This is a genomic window from Methylobacillus arboreus (assembly GCF_020532725.1).
Lineage (GTDB): Bacteria > Pseudomonadota > Gammaproteobacteria > Burkholderiales > Methylophilaceae > Methylobacillus > Methylobacillus arboreus.
Map to the genome: position 1 here is coordinate 1,025,769 of NZ_JAJAVC010000003.1, position 16,221 is coordinate 1,041,989.

The window sequence follows — 16,221 nt, forward strand, 5'->3', positions numbered from 1 at the left end:
TTAAACTGTTTTACGGCGGCGCAATGCCAGACCCAACACGCCCAAGCCAGCCAGCAACATGGCGTAGGTATCGGCTTCAGGCACTGGTGTCACGTTCAGGCTGACGTTGTCCAGCCCAACCTGCAAAGCCCCTTGATTACTGACTGATGCAAAACGCAGTGTGTAATCGCCGCCGGCAGCCAATGCATCGCTTACATCGAAGCTGTAATCCACGTAGCGATTGACGTTGTCATCGCCATCAAAAAGGCGTCCATTGGCACCGCCCAGATAATACGTACCGATGATGTCATTTGCATGAACAGAGAATGGATCAGCATCAGCACGCAGGATATCCACGCGGACGTGCTGGTTGGCCTCATAGCTGCCGCCGGTAGTCGCATCTAGGCCGGACTGATGAATGTAGACAATGCCATTATCGCTCTGGTCGTTCACGAACAGCTGAAATGACAGCACGGCAGAAGTCACGGCGCTGATCGAGAAGTTTTGGTACAACACCTGGCTGCTTGCGTAAGATGAATCAATAAATCCATAGAACTGGCCACTGGCAGCGCCAACAGTCTTGTAACCGCTGGCATACGATTCAGTTGCATCAGTCGCAAGCACTGAACCATAAATGCCCTGCTCCGCGATTTGCCAGCCCTGAGGATTGTAGCTTTCAGCGCCATCGGCTTCGAAGCCGCCATTGACGATCACTTCCTGCGCGAAGGCAGGTACGGCAAACAGCATGGAACCGGCCAGGGCCAGCGCTACGCCATGTTTTTGGAACTTCATGATGATTCCCCTTTGATGAGAGTTGAAAACGATCCGGGGCCATACTAGGAAGTGCTTGTGTTAACTATATGGAAGCAAAATAGTCCTAATGGACTATATCGAGAGATGGTAAAGCCTTCATTCTTGCAACATAGATGCAAATTAGGGCCGGGATAACAACCGGGATGCTAAAATGACAGATTGATCTGGCTGACAACAGGCCACATGCAAAAAATGTTATTTATTTACCAACCCAGCACCTGACATTCGAATAGAGCATCCAATCATGGCAATTCAATGGTTCCCCGGACACATGACCTCCGCCCGCAAGAAGGCGGAAGAAACCATGGAATTCACCGACATAGTGATCGAGGTGCTGGATGCTCGAGTGCCGGAAGCCAGCCACAACCCCATGATTGAAGACCTGCGCCTTTTCCGGCAGCGTCCCAGCCTCAAAATCCTCAACAAGGCTGACCTGGCCGACCCGGCAGCCACCCAGGCGTGGCTCAATTATTTCAACCGGCAGGAAGGTGTAAAGGCCGCAGCGCTTTCATGCAAGAAACCTGGCGATGCGAAAAAGATCCCCGGCCTCTGCCGCAGCCTCGCGCCGCATAGGGGCACTAACCTCAAGCCTTTGCGCATGATGATCATGGGCATCCCCAACGTCGGCAAATCCACCCTCATGAACGCCTTGCTCAACCGCCGCATTGCCAAAGTGGGCGACGAACCTGCCGTGACCAAGAGCCAGCAGCGCTTCGACCTGAATGACCAGATGAGCATAACCGACACTCCCGGCATGATGTGGCCCAAGATCAAATACGAGAGCGATGGCTACATGCTCGCCGCCAGCCATGCCATTGGCCGCAATGCCGTAATCGATGAAGACGTGGCGGAGTTTCTCGCCGGCATCCTGCTGGAACGCTACCCCGCCCTGCTGCAAGCACGCTATAAAACAGATGTGAGCAACATGGACGCCATAGACCTGCTGGAAGCAGTGGGCAAACGCCGCGGCTACTTGCTCAAGGGTGGGGAGCTGGATATGGAAAAGACCGCGATGGCGTTTCTTGTCGATTACCGCTCCGGCACCTTGGGCCGCATCAGCCTGGAAACTCCTGAATCCCGCGCAGAAATGATGGAGCGAATGGTGATCAGCGATATAGAACCCGAAGAAAAAGAAGATAACAATCCCGAGTAGTCTTTTTACTACAAGTAATTAACTATTAATCCGTTTTAGACCCTATCATTAATAATCATACAGATAAGTATATTAATTAACCTTGAATATCAATTGATTAGTCCAAACGTATCAGCCACAACGGACTATTGAGCCCTCCTCATTGCAGAGCTAGCATGCTAGTGCTGTCAATTAATAATAAAAACAATCAATTAAATCTAATTAATTGCTATGAGGAGACCTAAATGAGTATTTCCAAGGTATTGGCAACAACCGCAGCCAGCGCACTATTGGCCGCTTCCTTCAGTGCTGCTGCAGCTACCGACACAGTTTACGGCTCAGAATTCGGCACCGGTTCCAGCTACACCACCAGCATTCTCGACACCAGCGTGACCTTCTACGCCAAGACCGGGGAAAAGCGCAATCAATTGAAAGATGCTGTTTTCAGCTACAAGCCGGCCCAGGACGGCTATCAGGGCGTTGGCGTATCGCCCAAAAGGGGCAGCGATGTGACCGTGGGGGAAATCGACAAGCATGAGTGGATTATCGCCAAGTTCGACGAGTCATTGGTCATCAGCAACCTCACCCTGGGCCTGTTGTTCAATGGGCCTGAATATGGCGACAACAAGGAACAAGCCTCCATTACCGTCACCTATTTCGACAACTCCACCAGCACGTTCAAGCTGATAGCCACAGGAAACGACACAGCCTCATGGACAGGTTTCGGCTCCGTAACTAACCTGAGCCCGGCCATCCAGGACCTTGGCGGCGTATGGAGCCTGGACAACCCTTTTGGCGATACTGCAGTGAAATCCTTCTCGCTGACATCGCTCAAGGATAAGTCCGATTTCACGCTATACAGCGTAAGCGCGGTGCCTGAGCCGGAGTCCTATGCCATGCTGGCACTTGGCCTGGGCTTGCTGGGATTTGCCAATCGCCGTAAAAGCAGAAAATTGTACGCCTGAGATAAGCTCGGCACTCTCTCTACGGCCCCGTCAAAGTATTATTGGCGGGGCTTTTTTTCTGCCTGCCGTTAGCGCTATCAGCTAGCTTCAAAACCCGGCTCAAGATAAAATCAGGGTCGATGTTGTTACTCGCTTGTAGCAGCTTTTCCCCGAATCACCTTAAGCCTGCAGGCAAATCAACATGTTAAGCACGATGAACCCCCAACAGCGCGAAGCTGTGAAATATCTGGATGGCCCTTTGCTGGTGCTGGCAGGTGCAGGCAGCGGAAAAACGCGCGTGATCACGCAGAAAATCGCCTACCTGGTCGAGAAATGCGGATACTCGCCCAAGGAAATCGCGGCGATTACCTTTACCAACAAGGCAGCGCGCGAAATGCAGGAGCGTGTCGGCCATTTATTGCAAGGCAATAACGCCAAAGGCCTGACCATCGCCACCTTTCACTCGCTTGGCTTGCAGATGTTGCGCCAGGAGGCCGAGCTGCTGGGCTACAAGCCGCAATTCTCCATCCTGGACTCCTCCGACAGTTTCAAGATTCTCTCCGACGTGCTGGCAACCACAGACAAGCAACTACTGCGCAAGACGCAATGGCAGATATCGAGCTGGAAAAATGCCTTCGTCAACCCGGACCAGGCAGCCGCCACCGCCGATGAGGAAATCAGCCATGCCGCAGCCAAGGTCTACCAGATTTACCAACAAACGCTGAAAGCCTACCAGGCCGTAGACTTTGACGACCTGATCAAGCTGCCGGTGGAACTGTTCGAGCAACACCCGGATGCCTTGCGCAAATGGCAACACAAGCTCAAATACCTGCTGATCGACGAATACCAGGACACCAATGCCTGCCAGTACAAGCTGGTAAAAATGCTGACTGGCGTCGAAGGCCGTTTTACTGCCGTGGGGGACGACGACCAGGCGATTTACGGCTGGCGCGGCGCCGATGTGGAAAACCTGCGCCAGCTCACCGAGGATTTCAGCCGCCTCAAAGTCATCAAGCTGGAACAGAATTACCGCTCTACCGTGCGCATATTGCGCGCGGCCAACCAGGTGATTGCCAACAATCCCAAATTATTTGAGAAGAAGCTCTGGAGCGAACTGGGCACCGGCGACCTGATCCAGGTTAGCGCAGCCAAGGACGAGGACCATGAGGCGGAATCGGTGGTCATGAAGCTGCTCGCGCACAAATTCGAGCACCGCACCAAGTTCCTCGATTACGCCATCCTCTACCGCGGCAACCATCAGGCACGCATCCTCGAACAGCAATTGCGCCAGCAAAAAATCCCCTACACCATCTCCGGCGGCCAATCTTTCTTCGACAAGGCCGAGATCAAGGACCTGGTGAGCTACCTGCGCCTGATCGCCAATGAAGACGACGACCCTGCTTTCATCCGCGCTGCCACCACGCCGAAAAAAGGCATAGGCAACACCACGCTGGAACGCTTGGGCGAATATGCCAGCCAGCACAAAATGTCATTGTTCGAGGCCGCTTTTGAAGGCGATTTCCAGCGCACCATGGCCAACCGCCAGCTTGAAGACCTGCTCACCTTCTGCCAGTTCATCAACCGCATCCAGGAACGCGCAGAGAAAGACCCGGCGGGCGAAGTGCTGAACGACCTGCTCAACGCGATCAATTACGAAGCCTTCCTCTACGATACGGAAGAGCCGCGCAGCGCAGAGAACAAGTGGAAAAGCGTGATGGAATTCGTCGCCTGGCTCACGCGCAAGGGCGATGAAGACGAGAAAAACCTGCTGGCGCTGACGCAGATGATTTCGCTCATGAGCATGCTGGAAGGCCGGGAAGATGCCGAGCCGGATGCGGTGAAGCTCTCAACCCTGCATGCCTCCAAGGGGCTGGAGTACGGCCATGTATTCCTAATCGGCTGCGAAGAAGGCATCCTGCCGCACCGCGAAAGCGTGGACCAGGGCAAGATCGAGGAAGAACGGCGCCTGATGTATGTCGGCATCACGCGGGCGCAAAAATCGCTCAACATTTCCTGGTGCCGCAAGCGTAAGCGCGCGGGCGAACATGAATCCTGCGAGCCCAGCCGTTTTATCGCCGAACTGCCTGAAGACGATGTGCGCCACTCAGGCCAACCGCAGACAGACCCGGCGGCTAGCAAAGAAAATGCACGCCAGCGCATGGCACAAATCCGCGCCATGCTTGAAAGCGGCACCAAGAGCACACCCTGATTTTGCAGATGTATCGGCATCTAAAATGCCGCACATAAAAAAGCGCACGAGCATGGTAAAGTAGCGCCTTTGAACAGGTACTTCCCTTTCGTGCGCTCCGCTCATTCGGAAGCACAGGATTTCCTTTCCAAACTTCATTTTCTCTATCGATTTTTAAGCGAGCAAGTATGGGCAATTGGATGATTGCGCTGGCCGCCGGTGCGTTCTGCATCGGCATGACCGAGTTTCTCCCCATGGGGCTGCTGCCCGACATTGCCCATGGACTGGATGTCTCCATTCCGGCCACCGGCAACCTCGTCACCGTTTATGCGCTCGGCGTAGTGGTCGGCGGTCCCTTGATGGTGGCCCTCACGATCAACCGGCCGCGCAAGGCCACCCTGCTTGGGCTGCTGGCAATTTTCACGCTTGGCAATGTGCTGTGCGCCTTGGCCCCCAATTACCTCACCCTGGCGGCGGCACGCGTATTCACGGCGCTGAGCCATGGCTCCTTCTTCGGCATTGCCGCTGTCGTGGCGCTCCACCTTGCCCCTCCCGGCCAGGGCAACCGTGCGCTGGCATTGATGTTCACCGGCCTCACCATGGCCAATGTGCTTGGCGTGCCGCTGGGCACATTGCTCGGGCAGGAAACCAGCTGGCGTGTCCCGTTCTGGACTGTGGCTGCTTGCGGTGCAGTAGCCATGTACGCGACCTGGCGCTTTATCCCTGACCTCAGTGCCATGCCCAGGCCGGACATACGTAAGGAAATGCATGCCGTGCTCCAGCCCAATGTGCTGCTCGCCATGGCGATCACCGCGATTGGTTTTGCTGGGGTTTTTACTATATTTACCTATATCACTCCGATACTGGAAGATATGTCCGGCCTGCTGCCGCATGATGTCAGCTTTATGCTGATCGCCATGGGAATCGCCGCCACCATCGGCCTCAATATCGGCGGAAAAATGGCAGATTTGAAACTATTGCCCACAATTGCCCTCTCACTCACAAGTATGGCATTGCTTGGCATCGTATTCGCCTGGAGCATGCAATTCATGCTCGCCGCGATTATCACGGCATTTATCTGGGGCATGGTGAGCTTCGCGGTCGGCCCCGGCCTGCAAACCAATGCCATGGCGCAGGCAGGCGACTCACCCTTGATGGCCTCCACAGTCAACCAAAGCGCATTCAACCTTGGGAATGCCGGTGGAGCCTTCCTCGGCGGAGCTGTCATCCATTTTGGCCTGGGGTTGCCCGCAGTAGCGTTGGCCAGCGCGGCGGTCGCCATATGCGGAGCCCTGTTGACCTTGTACAGTATGCGGCACTACAGAAAAAACAACCTATAACCATCGGCGTGCGCAAATTTTTGCCTGAGCCGAGTAAAAAAGCAAAGGTGAGAAATGGCGCAACAGTTTGCTGGACAGTTGACCCGCGGCTTGATCAGATTCGGCAAGGCATTGCTTTGGCTGCTTTTGGGCCTGGTTGTAGCTTTCATCATCTGCGAAATCCAGGGCTGGACTTTCTTGCGCGAGCCTGCGCAATCCTTCCTTAACAAGCAACTGGAACGCGAAGTAAAACTGGACAAGCCCTTCCAGCTACATCTATGGGCGGGAGTCCAGCTTGACCTCGGCCATCTTTATATCTCCGCCCCAGAACAGTTCAACGTCCCTCATCTGGTAGATGCCGGTAACATCAGTATCAAGCTGCGCTATAGCGACCTCTGGCACTACAAAAAGCACGGCGAATTGCGCATCCGTGAAATCAAGGTGGATGAAATAGACGCCCAATTGGTGCGGCACGCGGACGGCAGAGCTACCTGGGAATTTCCCACTGATGAAAGCAAGCCTGCTACTCCTTTTCCTGTCATTGAAACCCTGATCGTGAAGAATGGCAGCAGCCACATTGACGATGCGATCAGCACAGCCGCGCTTGAAGCAAAGTTCAAGACCGAGGAAGGCGCCAGGCAGGAAGACCTGCGCTCCGAAGTCAGTGTCGATGGCCAGTTCCAGCGCAGGCCGCTGAAGGCATTCCTGGAAACCCCCGGGTTCCTGCCCATTGCCACCCAGGACAAGGACTCCCCGCCGATCAAATCCAAAGGCTGGCTCGAATACGGCAAGCTCAGGGTGGACTTTGACGGCCAGGTAGCCGACTTGTTCGGCCGGCAGGATATCAAAGGCAACGCCGTGGTCACCGGCCCTTCGCTTTCAGTGCTGGGCGAGTTGGTTGGCAGCGTTTTTCCGACCACCGACCCGTTCCGACTCAGCGCCAGCCTGAGCAAGCATAGCGATGTATGGGATGTCAATGTGGACTCGGCAAAGATCGGCAGGAGCAGCCTTGCCGCCGCGTTCAAGTACGATCCGCGCAGCAAGGCAGGCGGCGTGCCGTTATTGAGCGGGCATATCGACGGCAGCCGCTTCTACCTTGCCGACCTCGCGCCTGCATTCGGCACCTTGCAGTCAGACGGCAGCACGCCACAGCCTGTCGAGGGACGGGCCATCCCCAACCGGCCGCTGGACCTACCTTCGCTCAACCGCATGGATGCCGATATCACAATCAAGCTGGACTACATGGAGCTCGGCAATGCTTTCGCCCTGCCGATCTCCCCGTTCAAGGCCAAGCTCGGTCTGGACAAAGGCAAGTTCATGATCGGCGAGATTCTGGCCCAGACTGCGGACGGCACCTTGACGGGCAGCTTCTCGGTTGACGCCCAGGAAAGCAAGGACAACGATAAAGGCAAATATCCGCCCCAATGGCAGATCAAGCTGGGCTGGAAAGACATCGAGCTCGGCAAGTGGTTGCAAGTGTCAAAGGCTCGGCAGGAAGAGGCCAGGAAACAAGGCAAGCCGGTGCCGCCTGCCTATATCACCGGCACCCTCAACGGACGCACCGACCTCAGCGGCAAAGGCTCCACCACCGCCGAACTGCTGGGCTCCCTTAACGGCAAGACCACCTTGTTCATAGAGCAAGGGGAGATATCGCGCCTGGTGATGGAGTTGCTGGGGCTGGATATTGCACAAAGTGTGAGCGCATGGTTGGGTGGCGACCAATCGCAACGCCTGCAATGCGCCGTCATGGACCTCAAGGCGGAAAATGGCATAGTACGGCCTGAAGTCGCGTTGATCGATACCCCGGTCACCCTGGTATTGATCGACGGCAATATCGACCTTGGCCAGGAAAAGCTGGATCTGCTGCTTGCAGCCAAACCCAAGAATTTCTCCCCTCTGACCGTGCGCTCGCCTATCAAGATACAAGGCAGTTTTGTTGAACCCAAGGTACGCCCGGAAGCCGTCCCCATTGCAGCACGCTTGCTCGGCAGCGTAGCCCTGGCATTCGTCAATCCGCTCGCAGCCATCCTGCCTTACCTGGATGCTGGTTCCAAGGGCAATTCCTATAATTGCAGCCAGGCACTCAGTGCATATTCGCCCAAGCCAGCAAAAACCGAACCTGCAAAGGACACTCCACCGGCACCCGCAGCGCCGACGCCTGCCATTCCCGGGCATTAAAGACAAGCATTATTCATCGGCTCAGGTAGGCCCAAACGGGCCATACAGCACAGTCCCAGGCTGCTGATACAATACGTCCCATGCCTTATATCACCCTAGATCAAGCCAGCCTGGCTTACGGACACTACCCCCTGCTCGACCATGCCAACTTCCAGCTTGATGCCGGAGAGCGGGTTGGCCTGATTGGCCGCAACGGCGCGGGCAAATCAAGCCTGCTTAAAGTGATCGCAGGAGAAAGCAAGCTTGACGACGGCACCTGCTGGCGCGCACCAAAATCACGCACCGTCTATGTACCGCAAGAACCAATACTAGACCCTGAGCACAGCATTTTCGAAGCGGTCGCGGAAGGCCTGGGCAGCTTGCGCCAGACCCTGGTGGAATACCATCAGGTATCACAACAGATGGCAGAGCCGGACGCGGATATCGACAGCCTCATCGCCCGCCTGCAAACACTGCAACATGAACTGGATACACAAGGGGGCTGGCAGTCACAAGCCAGGGTGGAAGCCGTCCTGAGTCGCCTGCAACTGGAAGCGGAGACCAGGATTGCTACACTTTCGGGCGGCTGGCGCAAACGTGTAGCGCTCGCCCGCGCACTGGTAGCAGAGCCGGAAGTATTATTGCTGGACGAGCCGACCAACCACCTGGATTTTTCTGCCATAGAATGGCTGGAAAACCTGTTGCTGGACTTCAAGGGCAGCCTGCTGTTCATCACACACGACCGCCGTTTTCTTGACCGCCTTGCCACGCGCATTGTCGAACTGGACCGTGGGCACCTCACGGATTTTCACGGCAACTACAGCCAGTACCAGGTCAAGAAGGAAGAACTGCTGGCAGTGGAAGCCACTCATGCAGCCAAGTTTGATAAATTCCTTGCTCAGGAAGAAGTCTGGATTCGCCAGGGCATCAAGGCACGGCGCACACGCAACGAAGGCCGGGTACGCCGTCTGGAAGCTCTGCGCCTAATGCGGGCGGCGCGGCGCGAGCGCCAGGGCAACGTCAAGCTCACGCTGGATAGTGGCGAACGCTCGGGCAAGCTGGTCGCCGAGCTTGACCGTATTTCCATGGCATACGATGGTAAGCTGCTGATCCAGGATTTCAGCACCCGCATCATGCGCGGCGACCGCATCGGCCTCATCGGCCCCAATGGCGCAGGCAAATCCACCCTGCTCAAGCTGATTCTTGGTGAACTTGAGCCCAATAGCGGCAGCATCCAGCACGGCACCAGCCTGAATGTCGCATACTTTGATCAAATGCGCGAGCAACTGGATGAAGAAGCTTCACTGGCGGACACCATCAGTCCCGGCTCGGATTTTGTGCAGATAGGCAATGAGCGCAAGCATGTGATCAGCTATCTGGAAGATTTCCTCTTCCCGCCCCAGCGCTCAAGGTCGCCCGTCAAATCCCTTTCCGGCGGCGAGCGCAACCGCTTGCTGCTGGCGCGCCTGTTTGCCCGCCCGGCCAATGTGCTGGTGCTGGACGAGCCCACGAATGACCTGGATATAGAAACACTGGAACTGCTGGAAAGCCTATTGCAGGATTTTGACGGCACCTTGTTCCTGGTCAGTCACGACCGTGCCTTCCTCGAGAACACCGTCACCCAGATCATTGCTTTTGAAGGCAATGGCGTACTGAGCGAATTTGGCGGCGGCTATGATGACTGGTTCCGTCATACACAGGCACGATCTGCGGAAAAAACCGCTTTAAAAACCACAGAAAAATCCGCAGAAAAGCCCTCACAGGCAACGTCAGCCAAACCAGCCAGCAAGGTTTCAACCAAGCTCAGCTTCAAGGAAAGCCGTGAATTGGAAAGCCTGCCTGCCAAGATAGAAGCATTGGAAACTGAGCAAGCCTCCATCAACCAAGCATTGGCAAACCCTGACATCTACCGGGACAACGCCGAGCAAGCGCGGGCGCTACAGCAAAGACTGGGTGAAATCGGCATAGAAATTGACAATGCCATGCTGCGCTGGGAAGAACTGGAAAGCCGGAATTAGCGTAGAGTAGAAGAGATTGCCTTTGAGGCGCATGCAATCAATGCTTCTGCTATTGAAAATATTCACTCACTGAACTGAATACTTGAGGGAGCAACTGCTTGGATTCTTTATGGAATTCATATACAGCCAATGTCGGCTATGCCATTAGCCAGCTGTGTATCGCCATTATCATGGGCGGGCTGTATTTCCTTGCGCCGACGGAACGCTCTACGCGTTACTGGGCCCTTTCCGGGCTGCTCAGCGTATTCGGCTCGACACTCACGGCCTTCAGCATCTCCAAGTTCGGCCACTTGCCGCTCATCATTGGCTCCACCATGATGATAGGTGCGATGACGGCAAAATGGTGGGGAACCCAAGCGTTTTTCGGCAAAAAACCGGCTTATATCGGCTGGTATCTCATTCTGGGATTTTTCATTGTCTATAGCCTGGTCGTCCTGCTGCAATTCACCATTGCAGTGCGCACCCTGCTCTTCTCCATCATGCTGGCGCTGTTGATGTTTCTCAATGTGGTCGAGGTCGTTGGCGCACGCAAGCTCAAGCTTTCATTTGCCAACAGCCTGGTCATTATTGCCTACACCCTGGCTGCGGCTGATTTCATACTGCGCGGTATTCTCTCTGTCAGTGGCAGCATAGACCTGAGTCCGCAGAGCCATGACCCCATCAATGTGTTCGGGCTTTATCTGATCCCCATGTGGTGTAATCTACTAGGCTCACTCGGACTGCTGCTGATGTATTTCGAATCCATCATTCATGAAAAAGAGCACCTGGCAACGCATGACGAGCTCACCAAACTCTATAACCGCCGGGCGCTGGTCAATCTCGGACGCCGTGAGGTCGACCTGGCACACCGTTATCAGCGCCCAATCAGTATCTTTATGCTGGATATTGATAATTTCAAGATGGTCAATGACACCTATGGCCACGATGCTGGCGACAAGGTGCTGCGGACGGTATCCCAGGCATTGAGCAAGGCTTGTCGCAATACCGATATCATTGGCCGCTATGGCGGAGAGGAACTCTGCATCATCTGTCCGCAAACCACCAAGGAAGAAGCCACCTCATTAGGAGGGCGCCTGCTTGAAGCCATGCGCAATCTTCACCACCCGGCCTGCGACAATCGCCAAGTGACTTGCAGCCTGGGCCTGTATGCCTGGGACCCCCACACCGACCTTGCTGCAAGCTGGGAAGCCATGCTGCACCGTGCCGATACCGCGCTTTACGCCGCCAAGGCCGCGGGTCGCAACCAAATGCTTCAATACAATATTGAATCAGACAATCCTTTGAGATAAATTTTACTTATCATGTAAATTTAAACAATCAATTTTATTTATTCAAATAAAACCCCTAAACTGCAATCTCACTATTTCAACCACCCCAGGAGATTGCCATGACAACATCCCTCATCAACACCGAGATCAAGCCATTCAAGGCAACCGCATTCCATAACGGCGAATTCGTCACCGTGACAGATGCGGATTTGAAAGGCAAATGGTCTGCCGTCGTGTTCTACCCGGCCGACTTCACCTTCGTTTGTCCAACAGAGCTTGGCGATATTGCCGACAACTATGATGAATTGCAAAAGCTTGGTGTTGAAGTGTATTCGGTTTCCACCGACACCCACTTCACACACAAAGCCTGGCACGATACCTCGGATACCATCAATAAGATCAAGTATCCGATGATTGGCGACCCAACTGCCACCATTACCCGCAACTTCGGCGTATTGCGTGAAGACCAGGGCCTGGCTGACCGCGGCACCTTCATTATCGATCCCAACGGCGTAATCCAGGCGCTCGAAGTCACCGCCGAAGGTATTGGCCGCGATGCCTCCGACCTGGTGCGCAAGATCAAGGCCGCCCAATACGTTGCCACCCACCCAGGTGAAGTCTGCCCTGCCAAGTGGAAAGAAGGCGAAGCCACCCTTGCCCCATCTCTGGACCTCGTCGGCAAGATCTAAGCAGGCTTTCAAGCCAGTGAGCCCGGGCAACCGCAAACTCCCTGCCTTCATGCCCGGGCATTTTTTGGAGCAATATCAATACAGAATTGAGAGCACATCATGTTGGACGCAAATATCAAGACACAGCTAAAGGCCTACTTGGAAAAAGTCACCCAGCCCATCGAAATCACTGCCTCGGTAGATGGCGGCGACAAGTCGCGCGAGCTGCTTGAACTGCTTGATGACATCAAGAGCCTGTCTGCGCGCATCACCGTCCAGCAAAGTGATGATGAGACTCAACGCAAGCCATCCTTCAGCTTGAACAGTCCCGGGAAAAACCTCAGCATCCGCTTTGCAGGTATTCCCATGGGGCATGAATTCACCTCACTCGTGCTGGCACTGTTGCAGGTAGGCGGACATCCGCCCAAGGCAGAGCCGGAAGTCATCGAGCAAATCCGCAATCTCGAAGGCGAATTCAATTTCGAGACTTACATCTCGTTGAGCTGCCACAACTGTCCCGAGGTGGTGCAAGCCATCAACCTCATGGCGGCTATCAACCCGAACATCCGCCACGTCATGATTGATGGCGCCCTGTTCCAGAAGGAAGTGGACGAGCGCAAGATCATGGCCGTGCCCACCATCTTCCTCAACGGAGAGGAATTCAGCCACGGACGCATGGGCGTGCAGGAAATACTTAACAAGATCGACACCGGCGCGATCAAGAAAGAAGCCGAGAAACTTTCCGCCAAGGAGCCTTTCGACGTATTGATCGTCGGCGGCGGCCCTGCCGGCGCTTCTGCCGCCATCTACTCAGCCCGCAAGGGCATACGCACCGGCGTGGTCGCCGAGCGTTTTGGCGGACAAGTTATGGATACCATGGCGATTGAGAACTTCATCTCGGTCAAGGAAACCGATGGACCCAAACTGGCCGCGGCATTAGAAGAACACGTCAAGAGCTACGACGTGGACATCATGAACCTGCAACGCGCAGCAGCGTTGGTGCCGGCGCATGACAACGGCGGTTTCACCGAGGTCAAGCTCGAAAGCGGCGCTACGCTCAAGGCCAAGTCCGTCATCATCGCCACCGGCGCCCGCTGGAGGGAAATCAACGTCCCCGGCGAAAAGGAATACCGCGGCCGCGGCGTGGCCTACTGCCCGCACTGTGACGGCCCCTTGTTCAAGGGCAGAAGCGTTGCCGTGATCGGCGGCGGCAATTCCGGCGTGGAAGCCGCGATTGACCTCGCCGGCATCGTCAAGGACGTCACCTTGATCGAGTTCAACGGAGAATTGCGCGCAGATGCGGTCTTGCAAAAGAAACTGTTCAGCCTGCCCAATGTCGCCGTCATCACCGGCGCACAAACCACCGAGATCAACGGCGATGGCGAAAAGGTCAACGGCCTGACCTACACAAACCGCCAGACTAGCGAATCGCACCGTATCGACCTGGCAGCAGTCTTTATCCAGATCGGCCTCGTGCCGAATACCGACTGGATCAAGAACACCGTGACCTTGAGCAAGTTTGGAGAAATCGAGGTGGATGACAAAGGCCAAACCTCGGAACCCGGCGTGTTTGCCGCAGGCGACGTCACCACCGTGCCGTTCAAGCAGATCATCATCGCCATGGGCGAAGGCTCCAAGGCAGCGCTCGGCGCCTTCGAACACCTCATCCGAAGCTAAGTGGCTGCGGTCCTGTGACACAAGGCAGAAAGCCAAGTGAAACAGTACCGCTCAAGCGGCTAAAAAGGTAGAATACCGGCTTGGCTGTCCTCGTGGTGAAACGGATATCACCGGCCCCTCCTAAGGGTCAGTTTCAGGTTCGAGTCCTGACGGGGACACCATAAAGCAGTTCAAAGCAATTCAACCCCATCCAACAAACCCCGCCAAATCATAGTGATTCCGGGGTTTTTCGTTTCATACCGTCCAAACCCGTCTATTGACATCCAGCATTTAACAGGGGTAACTCTAGGGGTAACAGTACTTACCCCAGAGATGGTTACCCCAAAATGGCACTTTCAGACCTATCCTTACGTAATGCCAAGCCACGAGATAAGGCATACAAGCTTTATGACGAGGCGGGGTTATTCATTCAAGTTACCCCGGCCGGGGGTAAGTGGTGGCGATTCAAATATCGCTTCGATGGCGATGCAAGCCTGGGCTGATTATTTGGATGAGCTGAAAGCCGGGGGAAAAGTGATCCCGTTGAAAACCGCCTGAAACAGCAGTGTCTCAGATTGAGGGATGTTGAAATGTGTAACGTATCAGAGTACAGTTTTGAATGATTAAATCTTTCCGGCATAAAGGACTGCAAGACTTCTTTGAGACTGGCAGCAAGAAAGGCATCAGGCCAGATCATGCCTCTCGGCTATCCCGTCAATTGAGACGCCTGGACGAAGCAAAGGCTGCTGCTGATATGAATGTGCCAGGCTGGGGGCTTCATCCCCTTGCAGGCAGTTTACATGGGCATTACGCGGTATCGGTGAATGGCAATTGGCGCATGACCTTTACCTTTGAAGGTGAGCATACCGTGCTGGTGGATTATCAGGACTATCACTAAAAGGATTTAGGATCATGAGCAGAATGTTTAACCCACCTCACCCGGGGGAAACCTTGCGGGAAGATATCTTGCCCGCTTTGGGGCTGACAGTGACAGAGGCAGCCGAGCAGCTAGGGGTTGCGCGACCTTCGCTTTCGCGTGTGCTGAATGGCCGTGCTGCCATCTCCCCTGAAATGGCGCTCAGACTCGAACAATGGCTGGGCGTGGAGAACGGAGGCAGGGCCGATCTGTGGCTGGCTGAGCAGGCCTCTTATGACCTGTGGCAAGCCAGAAGATCATTCAAACCCAAGATCAAGCCTGCCATTGCGGCTGCAAAGAACACTACGGCTGCCTGATAGCGGCCAAGGCAAAAGCATCATGAAACGAAAGCCATTATTAGCCCATCGCAACAGCATTAAAGAAACTCAGCACCTGATGCGAAGCCCGGCCAATGCGGCGCACCTGGCTAAATCCATTGCAGAGTTACGGGCAGGAACAGGCAAAGAAAGAGAATTGGATACTGTGGCCTGCCGCTATCACTATGGCGATAAATAGCAGGCTCAGGAGCAACACCGCCGCCTGACGGTTTCAGGCATTAGCGGGAAAGCTGGTTATCTGTGAGAGGAGCACCAGCCGTCCCTTAGACAGTCGCCAGCCTCTCGAAATAACGCTTCTCATACTCATACCATGTTTGGAGTGATCACATCGAATTGGCGCTCTAGATGATTCGGGGCAATCCCAGCTGGCCGCCCTCCAGACTGACCAGGGCGACGCCGATAGCCAGTTTGAAAACGTAAACCTTCTTGACGCATCAATCATGCAACACGATGCTGTAGCTCGTCTTCCGGGACGCTGAATCGCCTGATCCAAGCATAAATGCTATGGCTTGAAACTCCCAAACGCTCAGCGACTTCTGCCACGGAAAACTGTCGCTCAGTCACCTGCTTGACGGCAGCCTGTTTGAATTCTTCGGTGTAACGTTGTTGCTTGCTCATGATGTCTCCTCAACTTCTATAGTTTGAGGCTCTTGAGCTGTCTAGGAAAGTGGGTGCGATTCAACCCAACACCCCGGCCTTTTGTGTGCATTTTAAAATTTTTTCATACTCCCCCTAAACTGAGGTAGGTTTCCCCGGAAGTCTTGTTTATAAGGGGCGAGGCCGGCTTGCCCTGACATCACAAGGATGGAGAGCAGGGATGGTATC

Annotated in this window: 14 protein-coding genes, 1 tRNA gene and 1 pseudogene; 14 read left to right on the forward strand and 2 right to left on the reverse strand. The window is 54.8% G+C overall.

The features are described 5' to 3' along the window. The gene (locus LG198_RS04785; RefSeq protein WP_230342013.1) at positions 1–771 is read right to left on the reverse strand and encodes a PEP-CTERM sorting domain-containing protein; all 771 of its coding nucleotides are present in this window, start codon (positions 769–771) and stop codon (positions 1–3) included. Between the two features lie 265 nt (positions 772–1,036). On the opposite strand from LG198_RS04785, the gene ylqF reads away from it, so the two are divergent. The 14 genes from ylqF to LG198_RS04860 all read left to right on the forward strand — a co-directional run bounded on the left by ylqF (position 1,037) and on the right by LG198_RS04860 (position 15,574). Continuing rightward, positions 1,037–1,945 carry a ribosome biogenesis GTPase YlqF gene (ylqF, locus tag LG198_RS04790; protein ID WP_230342014.1) on the forward strand — a complete coding sequence of 303 codons (909 nt, stop codon included), beginning with the start codon at positions 1,037–1,039 and terminating at the stop codon, positions 1,943–1,945. A 224-nt stretch (positions 1,946–2,169) separates the two neighbouring features. Then, positions 2,170–2,889, forward strand: coding sequence for a PEP-CTERM sorting domain-containing protein (locus tag LG198_RS04795; RefSeq protein ID WP_230342015.1), 720 nt, complete (start codon positions 2,170–2,172; stop codon positions 2,887–2,889). 181 nt (positions 2,890–3,070) lie between these two features. Next, on the forward strand, positions 3,071–5,077 hold the full coding sequence (locus tag LG198_RS04800; protein ID WP_230342016.1) for a UvrD-helicase domain-containing protein: 2,007 nt from the start codon (positions 3,071–3,073) through the stop codon (positions 5,075–5,077). 179 nt (positions 5,078–5,256) lie between these two features. Further along, complete coding sequence (locus LG198_RS04805; RefSeq protein ID WP_230342017.1) at positions 5,257–6,396, forward strand: MFS transporter; 1,140 nt, start codon at positions 5,257–5,259, stop codon at positions 6,394–6,396. A gap of 54 nt (positions 6,397–6,450) precedes the next feature. Beyond that, entirely contained in the window at positions 6,451–8,553 is a 2,103-nt protein-coding gene (locus LG198_RS04810) for an AsmA family protein (protein WP_230342018.1), read from the forward strand. An 80-nt stretch (positions 8,554–8,633) separates the two neighbouring features. Then, positions 8,634–10,550: an ATP-binding cassette domain-containing protein gene (locus LG198_RS04820; protein WP_407659133.1), complete on the forward strand. Its 1,917-nt coding sequence runs from the start codon at positions 8,634–8,636 to the stop codon at positions 10,548–10,550. A 98-nt stretch (positions 10,551–10,648) separates the two neighbouring features. Continuing rightward, the gene (locus LG198_RS04825; RefSeq protein ID WP_230342019.1) at positions 10,649–11,839 is read left to right on the forward strand and encodes a GGDEF domain-containing protein; all 1,191 of its coding nucleotides are present in this window, start codon (positions 10,649–10,651) and stop codon (positions 11,837–11,839) included. Between the two features lie 98 nt (positions 11,840–11,937). Next, positions 11,938–12,507, forward strand: coding sequence for an alkyl hydroperoxide reductase subunit C (ahpC, locus tag LG198_RS04830; RefSeq protein ID WP_230342020.1), 570 nt, complete (start codon positions 11,938–11,940; stop codon positions 12,505–12,507). Between the two features lie 99 nt (positions 12,508–12,606). Beyond that, complete coding sequence (ahpF, locus tag LG198_RS04835) at positions 12,607–14,163, forward strand: alkyl hydroperoxide reductase subunit F (RefSeq protein ID WP_230342021.1); 1,557 nt, start codon at positions 12,607–12,609, stop codon at positions 14,161–14,163. An 86-nt stretch (positions 14,164–14,249) separates the two neighbouring features. After that, a tRNA-Arg gene (locus LG198_RS04840) sits at positions 14,250–14,324 on the forward strand. A 165-nt stretch (positions 14,325–14,489) separates the two neighbouring features. Then, positions 14,490–14,645 (forward strand): Arm DNA-binding domain-containing protein, encoded by a 156-nt coding sequence (locus LG198_RS04845; protein WP_230342022.1) that lies wholly within the window; start codon positions 14,490–14,492, stop codon positions 14,643–14,645. 116 nt (positions 14,646–14,761) lie between these two features. Next, the gene (locus LG198_RS04850) at positions 14,762–15,040 is read left to right on the forward strand and encodes a type II toxin-antitoxin system RelE/ParE family toxin (protein WP_230342023.1); all 279 of its coding nucleotides are present in this window, start codon (positions 14,762–14,764) and stop codon (positions 15,038–15,040) included. 14 nt (positions 15,041–15,054) lie between these two features. Continuing rightward, entirely contained in the window at positions 15,055–15,375 is a 321-nt protein-coding gene (locus LG198_RS04855; protein ID WP_230342024.1) for a HigA family addiction module antitoxin, read from the forward strand. A gap of 22 nt (positions 15,376–15,397) precedes the next feature. Next, a complete protein-coding gene (locus tag LG198_RS04860) occupies positions 15,398–15,574 on the forward strand; it encodes a type II toxin-antitoxin system Phd/YefM family antitoxin (protein ID WP_230342025.1) in 177 nt (58 codons plus the stop codon). A gap of 290 nt (positions 15,575–15,864) precedes the next feature. Here LG198_RS04860 and LG198_RS14425 read toward each other — a convergent pair. Further along, a pseudogene (locus LG198_RS14425) lies at positions 15,865–16,014 on the reverse strand (transposase); the annotation flags it as partial. Positions 16,015–16,221 lie beyond the last annotated feature (207 nt).

Coding starts and splice junctions, on each gene's coding strand:
- LG198_RS04785 (WP_230342013.1), bottom strand. CDS start 771: ATGAAGTTCCAAAAACATGGCGTAGCGCTGGCCCTGGCCGGTTCCATG.
- ylqF (WP_230342014.1), top strand. CDS start 1,037: ATGGCAATTCAATGGTTCCCCGGACACATGACCTCCGCCCGCAAGAAG.
- LG198_RS04795 (WP_230342015.1), top strand. CDS start 2,170: ATGAGTATTTCCAAGGTATTGGCAACAACCGCAGCCAGCGCACTATTG.
- LG198_RS04800 (WP_230342016.1), top strand. CDS start 3,071: ATGTTAAGCACGATGAACCCCCAACAGCGCGAAGCTGTGAAATATCTG.
- LG198_RS04805 (WP_230342017.1), top strand. CDS start 5,257: ATGATTGCGCTGGCCGCCGGTGCGTTCTGCATCGGCATGACCGAGTTT.
- LG198_RS04810 (WP_230342018.1), top strand. CDS start 6,451: ATGGCGCAACAGTTTGCTGGACAGTTGACCCGCGGCTTGATCAGATTC.
- LG198_RS04820 (WP_407659133.1), top strand. CDS start 8,634: ATGCCTTATATCACCCTAGATCAAGCCAGCCTGGCTTACGGACACTAC.
- ahpC (WP_230342020.1), top strand. CDS start 11,938: ATGACAACATCCCTCATCAACACCGAGATCAAGCCATTCAAGGCAACC.
- ahpF (WP_230342021.1), top strand. CDS start 12,607: ATGTTGGACGCAAATATCAAGACACAGCTAAAGGCCTACTTGGAAAAA.
- LG198_RS04845 (WP_230342022.1), top strand. CDS start 14,490: ATGGCACTTTCAGACCTATCCTTACGTAATGCCAAGCCACGAGATAAG.
- LG198_RS04850 (WP_230342023.1), top strand. CDS start 14,762: ATGATTAAATCTTTCCGGCATAAAGGACTGCAAGACTTCTTTGAGACT.
- LG198_RS04855 (WP_230342024.1), top strand. CDS start 15,055: ATGAGCAGAATGTTTAACCCACCTCACCCGGGGGAAACCTTGCGGGAA.
- LG198_RS04860 (WP_230342025.1), top strand. CDS start 15,398: ATGAAACGAAAGCCATTATTAGCCCATCGCAACAGCATTAAAGAAACT.